13 protein-coding genes are annotated in these 18865 nt (G+C 68.8%); 9 read left to right on the top strand and 4 right to left on the bottom strand.

Going from position 1 to position 18865, the window contains the following annotated elements; genetic code table 11:
• Positions 1 to 209 precede the first annotated feature (209 nt).
• The 4 genes from phaC (at position 210) to phaR (ending at position 4991) form a co-directional block, all read left to right on the top strand.
• Entirely contained in the window at positions 210 to 2156 is a 1947-nt protein-coding gene (gene phaC, locus BM43_RS34545; protein ID WP_080742171.1) for a class I poly(R)-hydroxyalkanoic acid synthase, read from the top strand.
• A gap of 104 nt (positions 2157 to 2260) precedes the next feature.
• Complete coding sequence (locus tag BM43_RS34540) at positions 2261 to 3442, top strand: acetyl-CoA C-acetyltransferase (protein ID WP_036051326.1); 1182 nt, start codon at positions 2261 to 2263, stop codon at positions 3440 to 3442.
• 101 nt (positions 3443 to 3543) lie between these two features.
• Positions 3544 to 4284 (top strand): 3-ketoacyl-ACP reductase, encoded by a 741-nt coding sequence (locus BM43_RS34535; protein ID WP_013698224.1) that lies wholly within the window; start codon positions 3544 to 3546, stop codon positions 4282 to 4284.
• A 134-nt stretch (positions 4285 to 4418) separates the two neighbouring features.
• A complete protein-coding gene (gene phaR, locus BM43_RS34530) occupies positions 4419 to 4991 on the top strand; it encodes a polyhydroxyalkanoate synthesis repressor PhaR (protein ID WP_013698223.1) in 573 nt (190 codons plus the stop codon).
• 101 nt (positions 4992 to 5092) lie between these two features.
• On the opposite strand, the gene BM43_RS34525 is transcribed toward phaR, so the two are convergent.
• Together BM43_RS34525 and BM43_RS34520 are read right to left on the bottom strand one after the other, a co-directional pair.
• The gene (locus BM43_RS34525) at positions 5093 to 6118 is read right to left on the bottom strand and encodes a response regulator transcription factor (RefSeq protein WP_036051327.1); all 1026 of its coding nucleotides are present in this window, start codon (positions 6116 to 6118) and stop codon (positions 5093 to 5095) included.
• 388 nt (positions 6119 to 6506) lie between these two features.
• Positions 6507 to 10538, bottom strand: coding sequence for a hypothetical protein (locus tag BM43_RS34520; protein ID WP_036051328.1), 4032 nt, complete (start codon positions 10536 to 10538; stop codon positions 6507 to 6509).
• 454 nt (positions 10539 to 10992) lie between these two features.
• Here BM43_RS34520 and rimO point away from each other — a divergent pair, with 454 nt between their 5' ends.
• The 5 genes from rimO (at position 10993) to BM43_RS34495 (ending at position 16737) form a co-directional block, all read left to right on the top strand.
• On the top strand, positions 10993 to 12360 hold the full coding sequence (rimO, locus tag BM43_RS34515) for a 30S ribosomal protein S12 methylthiotransferase RimO (protein ID WP_036051329.1): 1368 nt from the start codon (positions 10993 to 10995) through the stop codon (positions 12358 to 12360).
• Between the two features lie 8 nt (positions 12361 to 12368).
• The gene (locus BM43_RS34510; protein WP_036033335.1) at positions 12369 to 13295 is read left to right on the top strand and encodes a sugar kinase; all 927 of its coding nucleotides are present in this window, start codon (positions 12369 to 12371) and stop codon (positions 13293 to 13295) included.
• Positions 13296 to 13411: 116 nt separating this feature from the next.
• Positions 13412 to 14602, top strand: coding sequence for a beta-ketothiolase BktB (bktB, locus tag BM43_RS34505; protein ID WP_025097683.1), 1191 nt, complete (start codon positions 13412 to 13414; stop codon positions 14600 to 14602).
• Between the two features lie 33 nt (positions 14603 to 14635).
• Positions 14636 to 15301 (top strand): hypothetical protein, encoded by a 666-nt coding sequence (locus tag BM43_RS34500; RefSeq protein ID WP_036051330.1) that lies wholly within the window; start codon positions 14636 to 14638, stop codon positions 15299 to 15301.
• Positions 15302 to 15558: 257 nt separating this feature from the next.
• On the top strand, positions 15559 to 16737 hold the full coding sequence (locus tag BM43_RS34495; protein WP_036051332.1) for a cystathionine beta-lyase: 1179 nt from the start codon (positions 15559 to 15561) through the stop codon (positions 16735 to 16737).
• 119 nt (positions 16738 to 16856) lie between these two features.
• Here BM43_RS34495 and serB read toward each other — a convergent pair whose 3' ends face one another.
• Both serB and BM43_RS34485 read right to left on the bottom strand, forming a co-directional pair.
• A complete protein-coding gene (gene serB / locus BM43_RS34490; RefSeq protein WP_013698216.1) occupies positions 16857 to 17702 on the bottom strand; it encodes a phosphoserine phosphatase SerB in 846 nt (281 codons plus the stop codon).
• Positions 17703 to 17890: 188 nt separating this feature from the next.
• Positions 17891 to 18859, bottom strand: coding sequence for a LysR family transcriptional regulator (locus tag BM43_RS34485; protein WP_036051333.1), 969 nt, complete (start codon positions 18857 to 18859; stop codon positions 17891 to 17893).
• Positions 18860 to 18865: the final 6 nt, after the last annotated feature.

Genomic DNA, 18865 nt, shown 5'->3' with positions numbered 1-18865 from the left:
CGATGTTGCGACGGATTGCCGCATAGTCGCGGCCTCGCGCGTTTTCCCCCGCGGCAGCACATGGGGGAAAACGATAATGATAAAACTACTGCACTGCGGCAGAATCGTGAAGCCACCTCCAGCGTATGATGGCCGGCAGGTCGCGTCGCCGGAAGGTCGTTGACGCAGGATGTCCAGATGCACAGCCAGGAATCACCGGTAAGGCAGGTATGACAGCACCGAAAAATTCGTCGACTTCCTCACAAGCTGACTTCAATCCGGGGCGCCAGACGGCCGATGCGTCCCAGCCGATTCAACAGATGTTCCAGCAGTGGCTCGACGCATGGGGCCGCTTCGCGGAGCCCCTGCGCGCCGCGGCCGGTCAGTCTGCGCAAGCGAATCCGGCTGCTTCCTTTCCCCTTCCGTTCGCCATGCCCAAGCTGCCCGAGTGGCCGGCCGCGGGTGGTGCACCGTTTGCAGCTCAATTCGGCAATCCGTTCAGCGGCCAGTTTGGCAGCCAGTTCGGCGCGGCCTTTCCCGGCGGCGCGGCGCTGCCGGGCATGTCGCTGCCGGTCGCCTCGGTGCCGCCGGCGCGGCTGCAGCAGCTACAGGCCGACTATGCGCGCGAGAGCGCCGAGCTGTTCCGCAAGGCGACCGCCTCGCAGCTCGAGGCGCCCGAGCTGAAGGACCGGCGCTTCAGCGCCGAGGCCTGGAAGGCTTCGCCCGCGCATGCCTTCACGGCTGCCTGGTACCTGCTCAACGCGCGCTACCTGCAGGCGCTCGCCGAGGCGGTCGAGACCGATGCCAAGACGCACGAGCGGATTCTGTTCGCGGTGCAGCAGTGGACCGCAGCACTGTCGCCGAGCAACTTCCTGGCGCTGAATCCCGAGGCGCAGAAGAGCGTGCTCGACACGCAGGGCGAAAGCCTGCGGCAGGGCATGATGAACCTGCTTGGCGATCTGCAACGCGGCAAGATTTCGCAGACCGACGAATCGCAATTCGTGGTCGGCAAGAACCTCGCGAACACGCCCGGCGCGGTGGTGTTCGAGAACGACCTGATCCAGCTGATCCAGTACCAGCCGGTCACGGCGACCGTCTACGAGCGGCCCCTGCTGATCGTGCCGCCCTGCATCAACAAGTTCTACATCCTCGACCTGCAGCCCGAGAATTCGCTGGTCGCGCATGCGTTGGCCAGCGGCCACCAGGTCTACCTGGTGTCGTGGCGCAATGCCGATGCGTCGATCGCGGCCAAGGGCTGGGACGACTACATGAACGAGGGCGTGCTGGCCGCGATCGACACGGTCCAGCAGATCAGCGGCCGCGAGCAGATCAACGCGCTCGGCTTCTGCGTGGGCGGCACCATGCTTGCCACCGCGCTCGCGGTGTTGGCCGCGCGCGGCGAACACCCGGTAGCCTCGATGACGCTGCTTACCGCGATGCTCGACTTCACCGATACCGGCGTGCTCGACGTGTTCGTTGACGAGGCGCACGTGCAGATGCGCGAGCAGTCGATCGGCGGCAAGCACGGCACGGCGCCGGGCCTGATGCATGGCGTGGAGTTCGCCAATACCTTCTCGTTCCTGCGGCCCAACGATCTGGTCTGGAACTACGTGGTCGACAACTACCTAAAGGGCCGCACGCCGGCGCCGTTCGACCTGTTGTACTGGAACAGCGACTCGACCAACCTGCCGGGCCCGATGTACGCCTGGTACCTGCGCCACACCTACCTCGAGAACAAGCTGCGCGAGCCCGGCGCGCTCACCGTGTGCGGCGAGCCGGTCGACCTCACGCGCATCGACGTGCCGACCTTCATCTACGGCTCGCGCGAGGATCACATCGTGCCCTGGCAGACCGCCTACGCCTCGACCTCGCTGCTGACCGGGCCGCTGCGCTTCGTGCTCGGCGCCTCGGGTCATATCGCGGGCGTGATCAATCCACCGGCCAAGAACAAGCGCAGCTACTGGAGCTTCGACGCGCCCGACGCCAAGGAACTGCCGGAACAGGCGCAGGACTGGTTCGACGCGGCGACCGAGCACCCGGGCAGCTGGTGGCCGGAATGGATTGACTGGCTCGACCAATACGGCGGTCGCAAGACCAAGCCGCGCGCCTCGCTGGGTTCGGCGCAGTTCCCGGTGATCGAGCCGGCACCCGGGCGCTACGTCCTGGTAAGGAATTGAAGCAGGAGCATTGACGGATCGCGACAGGCGGCGCACGCTGGCCGTCTGTGCCCCGGCATTTTTTCAACGGAGCGGGTCGCGGTGCGGGCCTGGAGGATGAAGACATGACTGACGTAGTGATCGTATCGGCCGCGCGCACCGCGGTCGGCAAATTCGGTGGTTCGCTGGCCAAGATCGCCGCGCCGGAACTGGGCGCGAGCGTGATTCGCGCCGTGCTGGAACGCAGCGGCGTGGCGCCCGACCAGATCAGCGAAGTGATCATGGGCCAGGTGCTGACGGCCGCATCGGGTCAGAACCCGGCGCGCCAGGCCGTGATCAAGGCGGGCCTGCCCACCGCCGTGCCCGGCATGACCATCAACAAGGTCTGCGGCTCGGGCCTCAAGGCCGTGATGCTGGCCGCCAACGCGATCATCGCGGGCGACGCCGAGATCGTCATCGCGGGCGGCCAGGAGAACATGAGCGCGGCGCCGCACGTGCTGCCGGGCTCGCGCGACGGCTTCCGGATGGGCGACGCCAAGCTGGTCGACAGCATGATCGTGGACGGCCTCTGGGACGTCTACAACAACTACCACATGGGCATCACCGCCGAGAATGTGGCCAAGGAATACGGCATCACGCGCGAGGCCCAGGACGCCTTCGCGGCGCTCTCGCAGAACAAGGCCGAGGCCGCCCAGAAGTCGGGCCGCTTCGACGACGAGATCGTGCCGATCGAGATCCCGCAGCGCAAGGGCGAGCCGATCCGCTTCGCCAGCGACGAGTTCGTGCGCCACGGCGTGACGGCCGAGTCGCTGGCGGGCCTCAAGCCCGCCTTCTCGAAGGAAGGTTCGGTGACGGCGGCCAATGCCTCGGGCCTCAACGACGGCGCTGCCGCGGTGCTGGTGATGTCGGCCGAGAAGGCCAAGGCGCTCGGCCTCACGCCGCTCGCGCGCATCAAGGCCTACGCCAATGCCGGCGTCGACCCGAAGGTGATGGGCATGGGCCCGGTGCCGGCCTCGCGCCGCTGCCTGGAGCGCGCCGGCTGGTCGGTCGGCGATCTCGACCTGATGGAGATCAACGAGGCCTTCGCGGCGCAGGCGCTGGCCGTGCACCAGCAGATGGGCTGGGATACCTCGAAGGTGAACGTGAACGGCGGTGCGATCGCGATCGGTCATCCGATCGGCGCATCGGGCTGCCGGATCCTGGTCACGCTGCTGTACGAGATGCAGAAGCGCGATGCGAAGCGCGGCCTCGCATCGCTGTGTATCGGCGGCGGGATGGGCGTGGCGCTGGCGGTCGAGCGCCCGTGACACCGCCGCGCGGCGCGGTGGGAGCGCGCCGCGCTTGAACCAGGCAGACGACGAAGGAAGCGCCGTCCGGCGCTTCGACAACGATAAATGGAGTGTTCAGTATGACTCAGCGAGTGGCTTACGTAACGGGCGGCATGGGCGGCATCGGGACGGGCATTTGCCAGCGTCTGCACAAGGCGGGTTTCACGGTGGTTGCCGGCTGCGGGCCGAATTCGCCGCGCCGCGCGAAGTGGATCGAGGATCAGAAGGCCCTGGGCTTCGATTTTCACGCCTCCGAGGGTAACGTCGGCGACTGGGAGTCGACCAAGCTCGCCTTCGACAAGGTCAAGGCCGAGGTGGGCGAGGTCGACGTGCTGGTCAACAACGCCGGCATCACGCGCGACGTGGTGTTCCGCAAGATGACGCTGGAAGACTGGCAGGCCGTGATCGACACGAACCTGACCAGCCTGTTCAACGTGACCAAGCAGGTGATCGACGGCATGGTCGAGCGCGGCTGGGGCCGGGTGATCAACATCTCGTCGGTGAACGGCCAGAAGGGCCAGTTCGGCCAGACCAACTACTCGACCGCCAAGGCCGGCATCCACGGCTTCACCATGTCGCTGGCGCAGGAAGTGGCGACCAAGGGCGTGACGGTCAACACCGTGTCGCCGGGCTATATCGGCACCGACATGGTCAAGGCGATCCGTCCCGACGTGCTCGAGAAGATCGTCGCGACGATTCCGGTGCGCCGACTCGGCTCGCCCGACGAGATCGCCTCGATCGTCTCCTGGCTCGCTTCGGACGAATCGGGCTTCGCCACGGGCGCCGACTTCTCGCTCAACGGCGGTCTGCACATGGGCTGAGCCTGCTGGCGCGGCCGCCGTGTGGGGCAGGCCGCGCCGCGGGCTCGACAGATTCCGAGTGCGTTCCGTCCGGCCGCGCGCCGTCGCGGCGGCGAGCGCTGTCATCGCGCCACCCCGGCGCTCACAGGTGTTCCATGACTACTACAAAGAAGACTGCCGAACGACTCATCAAGAAGTACCCGAATCGCCGGCTGTACGACACCGAAACGAGCACGTACATCACGTTGACCGATGTCAAGCAGCTCGTGCTCGAGCAGGAGGATTTCAAGGTCGTCGACGCGAAGAGCAACGAGGACCTCACGCGCAGCATCCTGCTGCAGATCATCCTGGAGGAGGAAAGCGGCGGCGTGCCGATGTTCTCCTCGTCGATGCTCTCGCAGATCATCCGCTTCTACGGCCATGCGATGCAGGGCATGATGGGCACCTACCTGGAAAAGAACATCCAGGCCTTCATCGACATCCAGAACAAGCTCGCCGACCAGTCGAAGAATCTCTACGACGGCAGCAACGCGATGAACCCCGAGGTCTGGTCGCAGTTCATGAACATGCAGGCGCCGATGATGCAGGGCATGATGACGAGCTACATCGAGCAGTCGAAGAACATGTTCGTGCAGATGCAGGAACAGATGCAGAGCCAGGCGAAATCGATGTTCAGCTCGTTCCCGTTCAAGCAGCCGACGCCGTCGGACGATCCGGACAAGAAATAAGCGGCAGCGGGGCCATCGGATGATGGCCCGGTATCGAAACGGCCCGCCTGGTGCGGGCCTTTGTCATGTCCGGCTCTGGGGTTCGAGCGGGGTTCGCCCCTTCAGGCCAGATCCTCGCTGAAGTCAGCGTAGGCCTCCACCTCGTGATGCCGGCGCCCATGCTGGCGCTTCAGCGCGCGCAGCTCGAGCGTCGCCTCGCAGAACGCGTCGCGCAGCCGGCGGATCTGATCCTCGAAATCCTGTCGTTCCTTGAGCAGGTTGGCGACGTAGCGGTCGACCGGGCGCCTGGCTTCGTGCAGCGACAGCGATGGTTCGCAAGCGACGTCGATCGGTGCCGGCGAGGTGTCGAGCGTCGCGAGCGGGCTCGCGCCGCCGGGCAGGGCGATCGGGGCGGCGGCGGGCGGTGTCGGCTGCGGCGCCTCGCTGCCTGGCGTGCTCGCCGTGTCGGCGCGATTGAGCAGACAGCGGTAGCCATAACCGTAGAGCGAGAGGATTTCGCAGCCGTGGCTGCCGTCGAGCTGCAGTTTCTTGCGGATCCGGCTCACGTGGGTCGCGACCGTGCGCGTGTCGATGTCGCTTTGCAATTTCCAGATCCGATTCAATAAGGTTTCATGTGAAATCAATTGATCCGGATGTCGGAAAAAATAGGCGGCCAATTCGAATTCCTTGCGAGTCAGATTGACCGATTCGCCATGCAGCCGAATCTTCGTGGTTTTCGTGTCGAGCGAATAAGCGCCGAAATCGGCACGGTCATTCGAATCGCTTGCATATCGCATGGCCGCGGTCATGATGCGTGACTGGACTTCGGCCTCGCGCATCGGACGCACCAGATAATCGTCGGCGCCGGCTTTCAGCGCCTCGGCGGCCGATTGGCAGGTGTCGCGCGCCGTCATCGCGACGATCGGCACGTGCCAGTCGAAGTGATGCCGGGCCCAGGCGATCAGGTCGATGCCCGACAGATCGGGCAGCACCACGTCGACCAGCAGGAGTTCGAAATCGTTGCGCCTGAGCGCGGCAAAAAAATTATTTCCAGTCTTGAAGAATTCAGGCTGATGACCGTCATTTCGCAACCACGATTCCAGTTGCTTGGTTTGATTGGCCGGACCGCCGAGAATGGCGACTTTCATCGTTTCTCGCCTCGTTCGGTATAGATGCGATTGAAGATAGGAGCCGTTTTTTGCAGTATCCCGTCATGCTAAATCGCTTCGATTGGGAATTTGTAACGAAAAGATACAGCCTGTTGCAGGCATCGGACCCTGAAAGAATCGATTGAAAAGTCCATCGCAAAATCGGAGGAAAGGCGCGCAGGCCAATAAACCGAGCGATCCGGGACAGCACGAACACCTCGGGCATGTCCATTGCGATGCGACATTTTTCGTGCGGCGGCCGGCGTTGGCGGGTCGAACCCGCTGTAACGAATCGTTGCAGTCTGGCGGGGCGCGCATGCGGCGGCGCAAAAGCCGGTCCCGCGCCGCGAGAGGGAGGGCGAATCCATCACGCGGCGGTAGTGCCCGCTCAGTCTTCCATCGAGGCGCGGCCGTCGTTCAGATGCACGCTGGCCCGATCGCTTTTCACCAGTTCGGCGAGCAGGCTTGCGCGTGCCTCGGGCGTGGCCGAGCGCAATTCGCCGGCAAGCGTGCCCGATTCGGGCAGCCTCACCCAGCCGACGATCGCCGAATCCGGCACGCGCGTGGCATTGACGGTCGCGCCGGTCGGATCGTCGTGCCCGTCGGCGGCTTGCCCGGCCTGCAGATGACCGGCCTCGGCCAGCGTATGGGTCAGGTCGTAGGCGCGATCGGTTTCGGCGAAGCGCCGCGTGTCGATCAGGTAGACGTAGCCGCGTTCGCTGGCGCTGCCGCCAGCGGCCTGGGATAGCGCCGTGGACGCGACTTTCGAGGTGGCGACGCCGGATTGCCCGGGATTTCCCTTGTGCTCGCCGAGTCCCTGCGCTTCCAGCAGGTTCGCGTCCTCGTCGAGCGGGCGGGCGCTGCGAAAGCCGCCGTCCTGCCGCAACTGGTTCGGCGAACGCGTATCGCCGCGATAGACGAGGCCGCGATAGCCATACAGCGTTTCCTGCCCGGGAGATACCGTCGAGCGGCCGAGCGCGATGGTCTGGCCCGCGCGCCCCGTTTCGGTGATGAAGCGCCGCAGGTCGGCGAGGCTGTGAATTTCGTCGGTGGCCTGCGCCGAACTCGAGGCGGCGGCGCCGGTCGCGAGGCGCGAAGACGAGGCCGCGGCCTGCGTGGTGGGCGGCGCGGCGCGACTGACCGCCGAGGCGGGCAGCAGGGCCTCGCCATCGGGCAGGTCGATGCCGACCGAGCCGAGCAGGTCCTTCGAGAAGGAGCCGAATTCCAGCTCGGGCAGCCAGTCGCGAGGCTCGTCGTTACCCGTGACGACGGCGTTCGGATCCTGGCGACGGCGCCCCGCGCGCAGCGGCTGGTGCGTCGTGTCTCCCGGCACGGCATTGGGCACGCGCGCCGAGCCGTTGCCGTGCGAATGCGAACGAGCGGCGCGTGCATCGTCGCCGGGCGCGTCGGACGACGTGCTGCCGTCGGTCGACGAACTCGTGCCCGGCGGCTGCCGATCGGCCGGTTGATGCGTCGCGCCGAGCTTTGCGGCATCGCCGCCATGCAGCACGAAGCTGCGCCCGGTCTGCTGATCGTGAACCAGCACGGCGGCGATCCGCGAGGCATCGGCGATGCCGTCGCCACCCGCGATCGTCGGATGCCCGCCGCCCGAGGCCTTGACGATTTTCGCGGTGGCGCCCGGTTTGCCGAAGGTGGCGGCCGCGATCCGCACGATCGTGTCGGCATCGCGCGTCACGTCGACGTGGCGATCGGCCTGGCCGGCGGTGACCTCGGCCAGCACGCGCCGGCGTGCTTCCATCACCTTGCGCGAGCTGGCGCTCGGCGAGGGCGCCGTGCTGCCCGACAACTGCTGGTGCAGGGCATGCAGCATCGAATCGAGCCCGGGCGAGCCGGCGTTATCGATCACATGCGCGCCGGCCTGCTCGAGGCCGAGGCGCCAGGTCAGCGGTTCCCGCGCGTTCGCGGCGTGCTGCGGCATGCGCTCGGCCAGCCTGGTGGCGGCAGCCACACCACGCGGGTCGAGCACGGCATTCGAGAAGCGTCGCCGCAGGTTCTCGCCGAACAGATGCGAGTTGAGCCAGTCGGCGGCCTCGGCCGGCGGTTTGGCGGCGAGTTCCTGGATTTCGGTTTCGCTGAAGCGGAAATCGCGCAAGGTATTGCGCGCGTCCGCCGGGCTGGCCGTGCCGTCGAGTCCGGCCAGTTGCGCGGCGAACAGGCGGGTCGCGTAGACGGGATTGTCCTGCGCGAAACGCGTGGCGAGCTGCTCGGCAATCCGCTCGGGAGCTTGGCCCTGGTAGGCGCGCGTATCGAAGCCGAGTTGCGCGTCGAGGGCCGCGGTATTGCCGCCCGCCGAAAGCCGTTGCGCCAGCGCCGGCAGCGACGCCTTGGGATTGAGCGCGGCGCCTTCGAGGAAATGCCGATTCAGTTGCGCATACACCTGATCCGCCGTGGCGTCGGCCGCGACCTGCGCCAGTTGCGGATTGCCGCTCGCGCGCGCCTCGTCCTGCAGGAAGGTGCGGGCGGCTGCCTGTTGCGCGGCGTTGCCGCTCGCGCCCGTGCTCTGCTCGGCGAGCACGCGCAGGGCGATTCGGGCATTGGCGTCGGGCGCGTGATCCTTGAGCAGGGCCTGGGCCGCTGCCGTGTCGCCCGAGCGCTGCAGCGCGTCGAGCTTGCCGATCTGTGCCGGCGAGAGTGCCAGCGTGTCCTTCATGAACTTCGCGGGATCGGCGAGCCTGGCCGGATCGGCCTGGCCTTCGGCGATCCGTGCGTCGATCGTCGGCATCGCGCGCAGCAGGGCTTCCTCGCGCATCGAGGCGTCGATCGGCCGGGCCTTGCGCGCGTTGATCTCGGCGACGACGCCACGCCGTCCCGCGTAGGCGAGGTAGACGGGGCTCATGACCGCGCGCGAGGCGCTGATCCCGGCGCCCGCGGCCGGATTGACGGCGAGCTCGGCGATCGTCAGCGCGCCGATGGCGGTGCCGTAGCCCATCTGGATCTTCGCGTGCCGCTTCTCCTCCTTCAGCGAGTCGAGCTTGAGATCCTGGTGCGCGAGGATATGCGCGCGCAGCGTATCCGGCACCGCCGGGCGCGCGTGCGTGCGGCCCGTCTGCAGCGGCAGCACCTTCTCGTTGTAGCGCAGCTTCAGCGCGGCGAGGCGGTCGACGCTGGCGCCCTTCGCGAACTGCGAGACCAGCGCGGCGCGGATGTCGGCGCGTTGCGGCCTGGTGGTCGGCAGCGTCGCGTCGGCTTTCCAGAATCGCCACGAACCGAAGTGCAGGGCGGCGTGCAGTTTGGTCCTGTCCTCGGCCGGCAGGGCCTGGTAGTGCTGGATGAAGCCCGCCGCGTCGCCCGATGCCGCGATCGCGCGCAGGCTGCCCGGCGCGAAGTCGGCCGTGTCGATCCCCGCCGCGCGCATCTGCGTCTCGACGGCCGCGACCGCCGGCGCCATCGGCCGGCCCAGCGCCTCGGCGCGCGCCGTCTTCAACTGGTCCATCACGGCCTCGGTGCGCCCGGGCCGCACCTCCATCCCGATGAAGGCGTCGATCACCGCCTCGCGCGCGCCGCGCCGCATGCTGGCGGTGTTGATGTTGCTGGTGCGGCCCAGGTTCAGCACCTGCATCATGTTGCGCTCGCCGGGAAAGTGCAGGACCTGGCGCAGCTTCTGCTGGCCGGCCAGGCCGAGCGTGGCGTGATGCTCCAGGAAACGCGCGATCTCGGGTTCGCCGCGCGTGCGCAGGATCGAGTAGACGTTGGCGTCGAGCTTGTCGCTCGCGAACAGCGCGTCGAGCTGGCGCGTCGCGGCGCTGCCGACATCCTGGCGGGCGCTGGGCGGGCGAGTGACGGCCGAGCGCAGCGCCTGCATGCGGTCCACCGATTGGTTGACGCCGCGGTTCTGCAGCGCGCCGGCGCCGATGTAGGCGGCGCCGCCGGCCAGGCCCAGGGCCCCGTCGGCCGTCAGGGCGCCGCTGCCGTAAAGCGATTTGCCGTGGTCCGCGGCGCTGTGGATGCGGCCAGCGAGGCCGGCGGCGCCGAGGCCGACATCGCGGATCGCGCCCGGGGTCGCCTTGGCCAGCGCCTCCTTGGCTTGCGCGTGCGCGCTCAGCGCATCGTTGCCGGCGAGGGTGCCGGGCCGGGCCTGCTTCGCGTCGGCGTGGGTCTGCGCGACCTTCAGTGTCTTGTTCGCGTAACCGACGCCGGTCGAGACGATATCGAGCGTCTGCGGCAGCATGCCGACGCCGTTGGCGGCGCTCGAAACGGCCTGGGTGGCCGGGTTGGCGCCGTGGAAGGTGCTGACTATCCCGTTGACGGCCGAAGTGGCGTTATTGGCGGCCCAGAGTTCGTAGCCGGCGGAGGCGGTCGGGCCGATCACCGCTTCGGTCTTGTCGAGCGCGGCGCGCGTGCGGTGCGGGTTTTCCTTGCTGCCGCGGTTTTCGTCACCGGCCGCCTTGCGGGTGCCCATGCGCGAGGCCAGGCTGGACAGTGCGTCGAGCGGGCCGCGGCGTGACTGCTGGCTTGGGGCGGGGGCGGCGGGAGTTGTCGACGAGCCCGGATGGGCGGTGCTTGCGGCGGGATCGCCAGGGGCGGTCGCCGACGGCGAAGACGGCAGGCGATTGACTGGCGGCGGCATCCGGGCTCTCAGATGGGCATCGATGTTGGTATGGGCGCCGGACTGGGCGGTGCCGTGCGCGTATCACCAGAGAGTGGCGCACGCCGAAAAACATGTCATCCGGATGACAGGAAGCCGTGTCGCGGGATGCGAAGCGGGAGGCGTCTGTGGATGGCCGGGATGCAGGCTGGTTGTAATCGGTGGTCGATTTGCCGTCTGGCCTCACCGGCTGGCGCCGATTTTGGCTCCCCGGACATAAATCGCTGTAAACTCTCGCTTTTGCCGCCACACCCCCCACAGATTCCCGATGTCCCATACCCCGAAAGTAGGGTTCGTATCGCTCGGCTGCCCGAAGGCCCTGGTCGACTCCGAACAAATCATCACCCAGCTGCGTGCCGAGGGTTACGAAATCTCCGGCACCTATGACGGCGCCGACCTGGTCGTCGTCAACACCTGCGGCTTCATCGACGATGCCGTGCAGGAGAGCCTCGACGCGATCGGCGAGGCGCTGACCGAGAACGGCAAGGTGATCGTGACCGGCTGCCTGGGCGCCAAGAAGAGCGCGAGCGGCGCCGGCCTGATCGAGGAAGTGCACCCGAAGGTGCTGGCCGTCACCGGCCCGCATGCGCTGGGCGAGGTGATGCAGGCGGTGCACAGCCACCTGCCCAAGCCGCACGACCCGTTCACCGACCTGGTGCCGGCCGCCGGCATCAAGCTCACGCCGCGCCATTACGCCTACCTGAAGATTTCCGAAGGCTGCAATCACCGCTGCACCTTCTGCATCATCCCCTCGATGCGCGGCGACCTGGTCTCGCGCCCCGTCGCCGAGGTGATGCTGGAGGCGGAGAACCTGTTCAAGTCGGGCGTCAAGGAACTGCTGGTGATCTCGCAGGACACCAGCGCCTACGGGGTCGACGTCAAGTACCGCACCGGCTTCTGGAACGGCCGCCCGCTCAAGACGCGCATGACCGAGCTGGTCGCCGCGCTCGGCGAGCTGGCCGCGCAATACGGCGCCTGGGTGCGCCTGCACTATGTCTACCCGTATCCGCACGTCGACGAGGTGATCCCGCTGATGGCCGAGGGCGCCTCGCGCGGCCACGTGCTGCCTTATCTGGACGTGCCGTTCCAGCACGCCGACCCGGAAGTGCTCAAGCGCATGCGCCGCCCGGCGAATGCCGAGAAGGTGCTCGACCGGGTGCGCAAGTGGCGCGAGATCTGCCCGGACCTGACGATCCGCAGCACCTTCATCGCCGGTTTCCCCGGCGAGACGGAAGCCCAGTTCGAGACCCTGCTCGACTTCATTCGCGAGGCGGAACTCGATCGCGTCGGTTGCTTCGCCTATTCGCCGGTCGAGGGCGCCACCGCCAACGAACTGGACGGCGCGCTGCCCGACGAGGTGCGCGAGGAACGCCGCGCGCGCTTCATGGAAGTGGCCGAGGAAATCTCGGCGGCGCGCATCGAGCGCAAGGTCGGCCAGACGCTGAAGGTGCTGATCGACGAAGTCAACGCCGAAGGCGGGATCGGCCGCACCGCGGCCGACGCGCCGGAAATCGACGGCGTGGTCTATGTCGAGCCGGTGCAGGGCGCCAAGCGTTACAAGGTCGGCGATTTCGTGCCGGTGACGATCACCGGCGCCGACGGCCACGATCTGTGGGGCGAGGTCGGCGCGGCATGACGGAGTCGATGGCGCCTCGGTGCCCCGAAGTCCTCGCCTTCGGCGAGGCGATGGTCGAATTCAACCAGTCCCAGCCGGGTTCGCCGCAATACCTGCAGGGTTTCGGCGGCGATACCTCGAACTTCTGCATCGCGGCCGCGCGCCAGGGCGCGCGCACCGGTTTCGTGTCGGCGGTCGGCGACGACCATTTCGGCCGGCTCCTGCTCGAGCTGTGGCGGCGCGAGCAGGTCGACACCGCGACGGTGCGCGTCGATCGCTCGGCGCCGACCGGCGTCTATTTCGTCTCGCACGGCGAGCATGGCCACGCCTTCGACTACCTGCGCGCCGGCTCCGCGGCGAGCCGCTACGCGAGCGGCGAGCTGCCGCTCGAGGCGATCGCGGCGGCTCGCGTGATCCATCTGTCGGGCATCAGCTTCGCGATCAGCGCGAGCGCCTGCGACGCGGCCTTCGCGGCGATCGACCATGCGCGCGCGAACGGCGTGCGCGTGAGCTTCGACACCAACCTGCGGCTCAAGCTGTGGCCGCTCGCGCGGGCCCGCGCGGTGATGCTGGAGGCGCTGCGGCGCACCGACATCTGCCTGCCGAGCTGGGACGACGTGACCCTGCTGACCGGCCATGAGGAGCGCGACGCGATCGTCGATGCGCTGCTCGATTGCGGCCCGGCCGTGGTCGCGCTGAAGCTCGGCAAGGACGGCGCCTATGTCGCCACGCGCGACGAGCGGCGCCTGGTGCCGGGCTTCGCGGTCGAGGCGCTCGACGCGACCGGCGCGGGCGACTGCTTCGGCGGCGCTTTCATCGCACGAATCGTGGCCGGCGACGATCCGTTCACGGCCGCGCGCTACGCCAACGCGGCAGCCGCGCTGTCCACGCGCGGTTACGGCGCGGTGGCCCCGATCCCCGAGGCGGACGCGGTCCGCGCCTTGCTCGAGGGCTGATCGCGAGCGCCGCCGGCCGTCCCCGGCGGCGGTGGCCCGCTCGAAGGAATCCTCGATCGCCGCGCCCCGCATCCGTATTACCCTGCGGGTCACCAATCGATGACATCGGAGGCACTATGCAGCAGCGCGAAGTGGTGGTGGTCAGTGGTGTGCGCACCGCGATCGGCGGTTTCGGCGGCAGCCTGAAGGAATTTTCGCCGACCCAGCTCGGCGCGCGCGTGGTGCGCGAGGTGCTGGAGCGCGCGGGCGTGAACGGCGAGGAAGTCGGGCACGTGGTGTTCGGCAACGTGGTGCATACCGAGCCGCGCGACATGTACCTGGCACGCGTCGCCGCGATCGAGGGCGGCATCGCGCAGCACACGCCGGCGGTGACGGTGAACCGCCTGTGCGGCTCGGGCCTGCAGGCGATCGTCTCGGCCGCGCAGAGCGTGCTGCTCGGCGATGCCGACATCGCCGTGGCCGGCGGCGCCGAGAACATGAGCCGCGCGCCCTACACGATGCCGGCGGCGCGTTTCGGGCAGCGCATGGGCGACGCGAAGATCGTCGACATGATGCTCGGCGCGCTGCACGACCCGTTCCAGTCGATCCACATGGGCGTGACGGCCGAGAACGTGGCCGCCAGGTACGGCATCACGCGCGAGGCGCAGGACGCGCTGGCGCTCGAATCGCATCGCCGCGCCTCGCACGCGAGCCGCGCCGGCTACTTCAAGACGCAGATCCTGCCGATCGAGATCGGCTCGAAGAAGGGCACCGTGCTCTTCGATAGCGACGAGCACGTGCGCCATGACGCGAGCGCCGAGGATTTCTCCAAGCTGCGCCCGGTGTTCGCGAAGGAAAACGGCACGGTCACGGCCGGCAATGCCTCGGGCATCAACGATGCGGCCGCGGCCGTCACGCTGATGGAGCGGCGCGTGGCCGAGGCGCGCGGGCTCAAGCCGCTGGCGCGGCTGCTGTCCTACGCGCATGCCGGCGTCGATCCGGCCTACATGGGGATCGGCCCCGTGCCGGCCTCCCGGAAGGCGCTGGAAAAAGCGGGCATCCAGGTTGCGGATCTCGACGTGATCGAGGCCAACGAGGCCTTCGCCGCGCAAGCCTGCGCCGTGTCGAACGAGCTCGGCTTCGATCCGGCCAAGGTCAACCCGAACGGCTCGGGCATCTCGCTGGGCCACCCGATCGGCGCGACCGGCGCGCTGATCACCGTGAAGGCGCTGTACGAACTGCACCGGATCTCGGGCCGCTACGCGCTCGTGACGATGTGCATCGGTGGCGGGCAGGGGATCGCCGCCGTATTCGAGCGCATGGACTGATTGTCGACCCCTGGTAAAAAGGAGCAAGCCGACGTGGCAGCCGCAAGCCGAAACCGATCCCGCATCCGATCCCGCCTCGCGACAGCGTTCGCCTGCGCGCTGGCAGCCGGCGCGCTGCACGCCCAGACGCATCCCCAGCAGCCGCCGGCGGCGGCTACCTCGGGCGCCTCGACCGCGGAGGCGGCGGCGGCCGCCGCGGCGGCCCCTCCCGAGCGCGACGACACGGCGCCCGCCAAGCCGCTGAAGCCGGATCCGGCGCTCGAGAAGCTGCCGCGCTACGACGGCACGCTGGGCGGCCGCGCGATCGTGGCCCATCTCGGCCCGAAGACGGACGAGCCGGGCGTGCACGGCGAATATCGCTACGCCGACACGGGCCAGGTGATCCTGCTGGCGGGCGATCGCGACGGCGATACGCTGGAGATCGAGGAGTCGAACGACGGCACCAATATCACCGGCGTCTGGGTCGGCCATTTCGATGCATCGGGCGCGCTGTCGGCCGATCGCATGAATGCCGACGAATCGGATCCGCAGCCGGTGGTGCTGCGCCCGGCCGGCGGCGCGAGCCACGCGGGGCAGACGGGGCAGAGGGGGCATGCACCGGCGCCGGCCGCGCCCGCTTCCGGTGCCGCGGGTACCGGGGCGGCGCCGCGCGCGGGGCACGCGGTCGGCGGCGTCGGCAATCTCTCCACCTCGGACTGAGCCGGCGCCGACGCAATGCAGCGAGCGGCGCGCCCCGGCCATCGCCGAGCGGGGCGGCCGCCGCGGTGAGCACCGCCTGGTCCGCGCGGTGCCGACCTGTTTCGCGACGCCTTCGCGAACCGCATGACATCTCCACCCAGCCTCGCCGGCGCGTCCGCGCCGACCGGCTCGGCGACGTCGCCGGCGACTGTACCGGGCCAAGCTCCGCGAATCGGGCTACCCTGTGCGGATCGTTTCCCCTGCTTCCTCTCCCTCATATGACCGATACCTCTTCGCCGCGCGCCCTCCAGACCCGCATCGTCCAGCCCGAAGGCGAACTGCCCGCCGGCTGGGCCTCGTTCGTCACGCCGGTGGCGCGCGCCTCGACCGTGGTGTTCCCCGATCTGGCGACGATGCGCGCGCTCGACTGGCGCGAGGACGACAAGTGGCGCTACGGCCTGCACGCCACGCCCACCGCGCTCGAACTGGCACGCCAACTGGCCGTGATCGAGGGCGGCGCGCACGCGCTGCTGCAGCCCTCGGGGCTGGCGTCGATCATGAACGTCTATTTCGGCATCGTGAAGAGCGGCGACGACGTGCTGGTCCCGCACAACGCCTATAGCCCCAACGCCGATCTCGGCAACTGGCTGGCGCGCGATTTCGGCATCAGCGTGCGCTTCTACGATCCGCTGATCGGCGCCGGCATCGCCGAGCTGATCCGCCCCGAAACCCGCCTGCTGTGGCTGGAGGCGCCGGGCTCGGTGACCATGGAAGTGCCCGACGTGCGGGCCATCACGGCGGTGGCGCGCGAGCGCGGCGTGATCACCGCGATCGACAACACCTATTCGGCGGGCCTGGCGTTCAAGCCCTTCGAGCATGGCGTCGACATCTCGGTGCAGGCGCTCACCAAGTACCAGTCGGGCGGCAGCGACGTGCTGATGGGCGCGACCATCACGGCCGAGCGCGCGATCCACGAGCGGCTCAAGCTGGCGCGCATGCGCACCGGCCTGGGCGTGTCGGCCGACGACTGCTCGCTGGTCCTGCGCAACCTGCCGAACATGCGGCTGCGCTTCGAGGCACACAGCCGCAGCGCGCTGGCGCTGGCCAAGTGGCTGAAGAAGCGTCCCGAGATCGCCTCGGTGCTGCATCCCGAGCTGCCCGACTGCCCGGGCCACGAAGCCTTCGCGCGCGACTTCACGGGCGCGGGCGGGCTGTTCTCGGTGGTGTTCGACGCGCGTTATCGTGCCGAGCAGATCGACCGCTTCGTCGAGGCGCTCGAACTGTTCGCGATCGGCTGGAGCTGGGGCGGGGCGCGCAGTCTCGCGATGCCCTACGACATCGCCTCGATGCGGCCGAGCTGGTCGCAGGGCACCCTGGTGCGCTTCTACGTCGGTCTGGAAGAAGAGGCGGACCTGCGCGCGGACATCGAACGCGCGCTGGCCGCGACGCTCGGATAAACGGCGGCATCGCCGGCCCTTCGTCCGGCCGGCGCGCCGAAAAAAATGGCAGATCGGCCGGAGCCGATCTGCCATTTTTCATGGGCCTGGCGGCTTGCGCCGGGGGCGAGCGCGGCGCTTCAAAACAGGCGCAGCAGGCCGTCGAGGCCGACGTGGTCGAATGCGACGCTGGCCGCCTCGCGGACCACGGGCTTGGCGCGGAACGCCACCGAGAAGCCGGCGGTGGCCATCATCGCCAGGTCGTTCGAGCCGTCGCCCATCGCGATCGCGCGCGCGGGCTCGAAGCCGAGCGTCGCGCAGGTCTCGCGCACGGTGCGCGCCTTGACCTCGGCATTGACGATCTCGCCGAGCACCTTGCCGGTCAGCTTGCCGTCGACGATCTCGAGCGTGTTGGCCCGGGTGAAGTCGAGGCCGAGCCGTGCCTTGAGCCGCTCGGTGAAGAAGCTGAAGCCGCCCGACACCAGCAGGGTCTTGAGGCCGGCGGCGCGGGCGCCGGCCAGCATCGCCTCGGCGCCCGGCGACAGTTGCAGCCGCTCCTCGTAGACACGCTCCAGCGCGCTGGCCTCGAGCCCGGCCAGCAGCGCGACGCGACGCGTCAGGCTCTCGTTGAAATCCTTGATCTCGCCGCGCATCGAGGCTTCGGTGATCGCGGCGACCTCGGCCTTGAGGCCGCAGAAATCGGCGATCTCGTCGATGCACTCGATGGTGATCAGCGTCGAATCCATGTCCATCGCGACCAGCCCGAAATCGCCGAGCCGGCGGCCCGCCTCGACGAAGGCGTAATCGAGGCCGTGGGTGCCGCAATAGACGGCGATGTCGGGTGCCTGCGCGCGCTGCGCGCCCTCGATGCGGATCGCCTGTTCGTCGATCGAGGCGAGGCCGGTGCCGCGTGCCAGCGCGAGCAGGGTTTTGTGGTGGACCGGGGACAGCGGCGCGGGGCTCTGGATGACGAGATTCGTGGTCATGACGGGTCGCGTGAGACGGGGACGGCGCGCCTCGCGCGCCGGGAAGGCCGCTATTGTAGCCGGTCGGCGCGGCCCGGCCGCCGGTTTCGGCGCGGCGCCGGGCAGGGCGGCGCCAAGGCCGTGCAGTGCGACGGCCCGGCGCGGATCGTCGGTTTCGTCGTCCTGAGCGATTTCCGGTTTCGGCCGCGCTAGCGCGGCACCCGGGGCGCGACGCCGCCCTCGCGATCCCAATAGGGCGGATCGCCGAAATGCGCGGCGATGAAATCGATGAAGGCGGTCAGCTTCAAGGGCACGAAGGCGCGGCTCGGGTAGACCGCCCAGATCGCCGAGGGCTCGGCGAGCGGGTAGTCGGCCAGCACGGGCACCAGCGAGCCGTCGCGCAGGTTCGGGCCGACGTCCCAGGTGGACTTGATGGCGATGCCGAAGCCGTCCACCAGCGCCTCGCGGATCGCCTCGCCGTTGCTGGCCACCAGGCGCCCGCCGACGCGCACCGTGAGCGGGCCGGCCGGCGTCTCGAAGGCCCAGTCGCGCTGGTCGCCGAGCACCACGCATTCGTGGCGCGCCAGGTCGGCCGGATGATGGGGCGTGCCGTGTTCGGCCAGGTAGGCCGGCGAGGCGCAGACCACGCGGCGATTCACCGCCAGGCGCCGCGCCACCAGGCTCGAATCGCGCAGCGCGCCGAGCCGGATCGCCAGGTCGATGCCCTCGTCGACCAGGTCGACGATCTCGTCGGACAGGCGCAGGTCGATCGAGACTTGCGGGTAGCGGCGCAGGAAGGCCGGGATCACCGGCGCCACATGTTGGCGGCCGAACGAGGAGGACATCGAGATGCGCAGGCGGCCATGCGGCTCGCCGCGCGCCCGGCCGACCGCCGCTCGGGCCGAGTCGGCCGCATCGAGCAGCGTCTGGGCACGCGCGAGGAACAGCTCGCCGTCCTGGGTCAGCGTCACGCGCCGGGTGGTGCGATGCAGCAACCGCGCGCCGAGCTGGCGTTCGAGCTGGGCCAGCCGGCTGCTGGCCACCGTGGCCGACACGCCGAACTCGCGGCCGGCCGCCGAGACATTGGCCAGCAACGCGGCGCGCACGAACAGCGCGACGTCGAGCAGGTCGAGCGGTTTGTCGGCAGGCGTGGTCCGGGGATCGCGAGGCTCGCTCATTATCCG

This window comes from Burkholderia gladioli (assembly GCF_000959725.1).
GTDB classification, from domain to species: Bacteria; Pseudomonadota; Gammaproteobacteria; order Burkholderiales; family Burkholderiaceae; genus Burkholderia; species Burkholderia gladioli.
This window is presented reverse-complemented; position numbering and strand designations above follow the sequence as displayed.